This is a genomic window from Myxococcus llanfairpwllgwyngyllgogerychwyrndrobwllllantysiliogogogochensis (assembly GCF_006636215.1).
Taxonomy (GTDB): domain Bacteria; phylum Myxococcota; class Myxococcia; order Myxococcales; family Myxococcaceae; genus Myxococcus; species Myxococcus llanfairpwllgwyngyllgogerychwyrndrobwllllantysiliogogogochensis.
The window spans coordinates 1-4,772 of sequence record NZ_VIFM01000447.1; the positions used below are offsets into that span (position 1 = coordinate 1).

Here is a 4,772-nt window from a genome sequence, read left to right on the forward strand (position 1 = left end):
GGTGTCGCCGATGATGGCGGACAAGGGGCGGGAGGGCTCCGGCTCCTTCGGAAGGGCGACGGCGCGGATGTCGGGGTGGATATACATTCCAGACAAACTATACCTGATAGGCTAGTCAACTTCACCTTGATGTGAGGCTTGGCGTCCTCTGTGGTAGGTGGTTGGAGGTGGGAGAAGACTTCGCGCGATTTCCCTGGGCTTCTGGTAACGTCGGCCGGCGCCGGGGAGGGAGTCGCATGCGCGTGGCCGCAGTCCTGCTGTCCTACAGTGTCGCCATGAGGACGTCGCCATGAGGGACAACGGCCCCCCAGCCGTGCTGTCCCCGGGGGACGTGGTGAAGGGCTACACGGTGGTGAGGAAGCTGGACCAGGGCGGCTTCGGCACCGTGTACCTCGCGACGAACGACGGGCAGCCCTGTGCCTTGAAGCTCGTGGAGCGGCAGCGCGTGGAGGGGCGGGTCGAGAAGGAAATTTCCATCCTCTTGCTTCTGAAACACCCCAACGTGGTGGGCATTCGCGGCTTCTCCTACTGGCAGGCCGAGGAGCGCGACTTCGCCCTCATCGCCATGGAGTACGTGGAGGGGCGGAAGCTGGGCGAGTGGGTGAAGGAGGAGAACCCCTCGGCTCGGCAGATTGCGAAGGTGACGCTCGACGTGGCGCGGGCGCTGGCAGCCTCGCACGAGGCGGGGGTGGTGCACCGGGACGTGAAGGATGCCAACGTCATGGTGCGCGCAGCGGACGGCCTGGCGGTGCTGGTGGACTACGGAATCGGGGATTACAAGGGCGCGCGCTCCGGTGTCACCCAGTCCATCATGCCGCCCGGGACGATGGAGTACCGGCCCCCCGAGGCTTGGCTCTTCATGCGGAAGTATTTCGACGAGGGCGTCGGCCGCTATGTGTCGGTCTCCTCGGACGACGTGTGGGCCCTGGGCATTGTCCTCTACCGTCTCCTCACGGCGAGGTGGCCGTTCGACGACTCGACGGAGCTGACCTACATCGAGGGTGTCATCAACAAGTCGCCCGTGCCCCCTCACGGCGCCAACCGCTTCGTCCCGGAGCAGCTGGGCATGTTGTGCATGCGGTTGCTGGAGAAGGACCCTGTTGCGCGTCCCGATGCGAGCGCTGTCTGTGCGGCCCTGGAAGAGCTCCTGTCCGGGGCGGAAGGGGAGGCGTGGGACACGCCCTTGCTCGACACGTATGGCCCGAACTCGGCCACCACCGAGAACGAGGGCAAGGTGAACGCGCTGGCTCGGTGGGCGAAGAAGCCTCTGCGCCAGATGCGCCGGGGCAAGGACCCCAGGCAGGTGCTGCCGGCAGTCCAGGGCGAAGGCATGCCCGCGGCATTGCCACCTGATGCCCCGCCGGCGCCTGCGGCCATGCAGCCCGTGGAGGCGCAGCTGCCGCTCTTGGCGCTCGAGGCGGGGGCGGAGGCCGCACCGGCGGCGGAACCCCCGCAAGCGGCGCCTGTGGCCCCCGTCGTCGAGGTGGGGCGGCGCTCGTTCCTCGCGCGACTCCGGCTGGGACGCGTGCTGGGCGCGGGGCTGCTGGCCATGGCACTCGCGTCTGGGGCGTACTTCTCACAGCGGACGGCTTCACCGCAGCCGCAGGCCGTCCCCGGCCAAGAAGTAGCGCCATATACAAAGAAACCTCAAGCTGCCCCGGCCGCAGCTCCCACCGGGCCGGAGGCAACACCTGCGGCCGTCGCTCCCCCTGCGACGCTTCCCGAGGTGACTGCAACCGTGACGACCCCCCAAAATGACACCGCATCCTCCCCGCCAGTGCTTGCGAAGAAGGCCACGAGGAGCGTCCGCACTGCCCTGGCGACGACGGCCCTGTGCGGCGCGCTGGCCTGCTCGGGCCCACAGGTTCGTCCCGCACCGGATCCCGAACCGTGCCCGGCGGGAGCCACCAAGGGCATGAAGATGCTAGGCATGGAGATTGGGGACAAGGAGATTGGGAGCTTCGTCCGGGGGGACCAAAAATACGTAACGGTGAAGGACGGCACTGCACAGATCATCATGGGGTCGGACTACGCCACGTTGTCTGGGCGGCTCATTATTGCCGACCGCGTCTATGTCCGACTGACTCGGGCGCGCACGAGCAAAGGAAGCTTCCCCGTGTGCTTGGAAGTGCTGGACTCCTCTCAGAAACGAGGAGCGGAGATCGAAGGCGGCGGAGGGGATACCGGTAAGGCGCGCGTGTACTCTGCCGTTTGGGTCAAGGCGGTGAGTGAGTTTGAATGACATGCTGCTGTTTGGCAGACGCTCATGAGCCGCCAGGGGTGTCGCTGCTGGCGTGGTCCAGGAGAAATGTCGAGTGCATCATTCAGTGTCGGCCGTTCTGCTTTTCCTCCTCCTCGCAGGCGAGGGGACAGCTCTGGCACAGTCGCCCCCAGCTACAGCGGGGCTGACCGTTCGCCGAATCGAGCTGGTCTCGGATGACGCTCAGCCATCGGCAGAGGTGGCGGTGAGCCCAGGGCTCTCGACGGTGTTCATCTTCGATTCGGAGGTGAGTCGAGAAGGGGTGGCGCTCGAAGGGCGCGAGCGCTTCTCGGTCCTGGATGCCGGCCTCAGCACGTTACGCCTGGTTCCTTCAGAGAAGATCTCTCCAGGAGAGCGGCTCAAGTTGACGGTGCGCTTCCTGGATGGAGCGGCCCCGGCGAGTGCGACGATTGTCCTGGTCGCTCACCCAGCGAGGTCGGAAGCGCTCATTGAGGTCTATCGACGCAAGAGGGGCATCGAGACATACCAGGAGGAAGTCCGGCAGGCGCGCATCGAGGCCGAGCAGTGCAAAGAGGAGAATGCGCGCCTGAGCGCGGAGCGAAGTGCGCCCGATGGCGTGACGGGACTCATCGCGACATCAGTCCTGGACGGCCGCGGCATTGATTTCCGCGACGTGACCAAGGGGGTAACCCAGGCCCCAGGCGGGGCAGCAGGCAAACATCTTGTCTATGCATACCGGACCGCCCGAAGGGTGGTTGTAGACGTCTTCCTCGTGTCACGAGGGGACGACCAACCGTGGACAGCAGTGGGGGCAATGCTCAGGGGAAAGGCCAACGAGGAGCTGAAGGTGCTTCGAGTGTGGCAGTCGGGCCCCGTAGCCTCCGATTCGACAGGCCAGCGCGTGGTGGTTGAGGCTGAAACTGCATCTGACTCCCCTCAAGGAAGCTTCACGCTCAAGCTCTGGGATGCAGATATGCGCCGCACTATCACCCTGAGCAACGTCACCTTCCCATAACCCGGAGAGGGCTGTGGGTAAGCCCTCTCATGGGTTTCCGGCGTTTGGGGCTTGTGCGGACTGCCAATCTAGGGTCCAATGGACTATACCTATTGGTCTAGTCCATTCTGGCGTGCCCTGGAGGGCGATGTGTTCCCCACTGTGCTGGAGTGTGTGCGCGCGACTGCGCGCTTCCTTCGTGGCCACGAAGAGCGCCTGGAGCGCGACGCGCCTGATCCACCTTCATGAATCGGCTTCGAAGTAGGCGCTGGGCTCTCGCACCGCGCAGAGACTTCCCCGCACCGCCACGTGAGGCGCGTGCCGACGGTCGTCGTGCGCCGAGGAGCTGTCTGCGTTTCGTCGGGCTGCATGCCTGACGCCCTCTGAGGAGCCCTTCCTCAGTCATCCCTATTCGCACGTTTGGAGTCATGCGCGGAGCCGGGCCTTCCTGGCGCCGAGACGTGACGCGTCCGCCTGCCGTTAGGACGGGGCCAGGTTCCCTGGTGCCGTGACGTGACACGTCTGTCTATGGCTTGGTCCAGTCGGCCTGCTAGCGACTCCTGCAATGCAATGCATTCACCCACGGTCTGACGCCCTGTCGGACCGAATGGGGAACCTCTGTCCTTATCGCCCCTGCCGGGGGCCTTCCAGGGAGGCGTCGATGTTCATGCGCTGGGCCGTCGTGTTGCTGTGGGTGTTACCCGGAGTGGGGTGGGCGGAGGAGATTGCCTATGAAGACGACCTGGCGAAGGTCGAGGACGACACCGTTCTCCTTGAGCCAGAGGTGGACGAGCAGCTCGAGCCCTCCATGGACGAGGGTGACGCCCTGGTCGAGGAGGAGCCGGCCTCGTCTGGCTCGGGCTCTGGCTGGGCGAACCGGCTGAGTCTGGAGACCACGACATGGGCGCTTCTGCCGCGGAGAGGGGCGGGGACGGATGAAGGTTTCCTGCAGCTGCATCCACGACTGGAGGTCGTCAAGCCAGGCCTGCTCCAACTCGAGCTGGGCGCTCCGGTGCGATTGCGCATGTGGGGTGGAGAGGCGGGCGCCAGTCTGGTGCGGAAGGAGGACTGGGACGAGCTCTCCGACTGGGGCCAGGTCGTGCAGAACCTGATGGTTGGAGGCGACGCACCGAACTTCGTGTGGGTGGGCGCCCTGGAGTCCTACACGCTGCTGTCCGGGCACCTGGTGCGCCGCTACAACAACCGGGGCAACCCCAATTACAACCCAGCCGGCGCGGTGGTGACGGGGATGCTGAGGCCCCTCTATGTCGAGGCCTTCGCCTCGGACGTGCTGGGCGCGCGGCTGATGGGGGCGGAAGTCGTCCTGGACATGCAGCACATCCTCATGGGCCGCCAGCCGTACCCCATGAAATACGCCCTGTCGCTGTCGGCAGTGCATGACTGGGGCAAGGCGGGAGGGACGTCGGAGCCGATGACGCTGGCCCACCTCGATGGGACGGCCATCCTCGTGAGCCGCCGCAAGGGGCAAGGCGGCTTCGAGCTGCAGGCGAACGCGGGCTGGGGCGGGCGTCCCGGAGAGGGCGGCGCGTGGGGCGC

At 65.9% G+C, this 4,772-nt stretch carries 2 protein-coding genes and 1 pseudogene; all 3 read left to right on the plus strand.

Annotated elements, in window-relative coordinates; all coding sequences use genetic code 11:
• Nucleotides 1-289: 289 nt before the first annotated feature.
• Entirely contained in the window at nt 290-2,242 is a 1,953-nt protein-coding gene (locus tag FJV41_RS47960; protein ID WP_141649326.1) for a serine/threonine protein kinase, read from the plus strand.
• Nucleotides 2,243-2,315: 73 nt separating this feature from the next.
• Nucleotides 2,316-3,236 (plus strand): DUF2381 family protein, encoded by a 921-nt coding sequence (locus tag FJV41_RS47965; RefSeq protein ID WP_141649327.1) that lies wholly within the window; start codon nt 2,316-2,318, stop codon nt 3,234-3,236.
• A 640-nt stretch (nt 3,237-3,876) separates the two neighbouring features.
• Nucleotides 3,877-4,772 (plus strand): annotated as a pseudogene (locus tag FJV41_RS47970) (hypothetical protein); the annotation flags it as partial.

Excerpts from the sequence above, each read along its gene's own strand:
- FJV41_RS47960 (WP_141649326.1), top strand. The coding sequence starts at position 290 with ATGAGGGACAACGGCCCCCCAGCCGTGCTGTCCCCGGGGGACGTGGTG.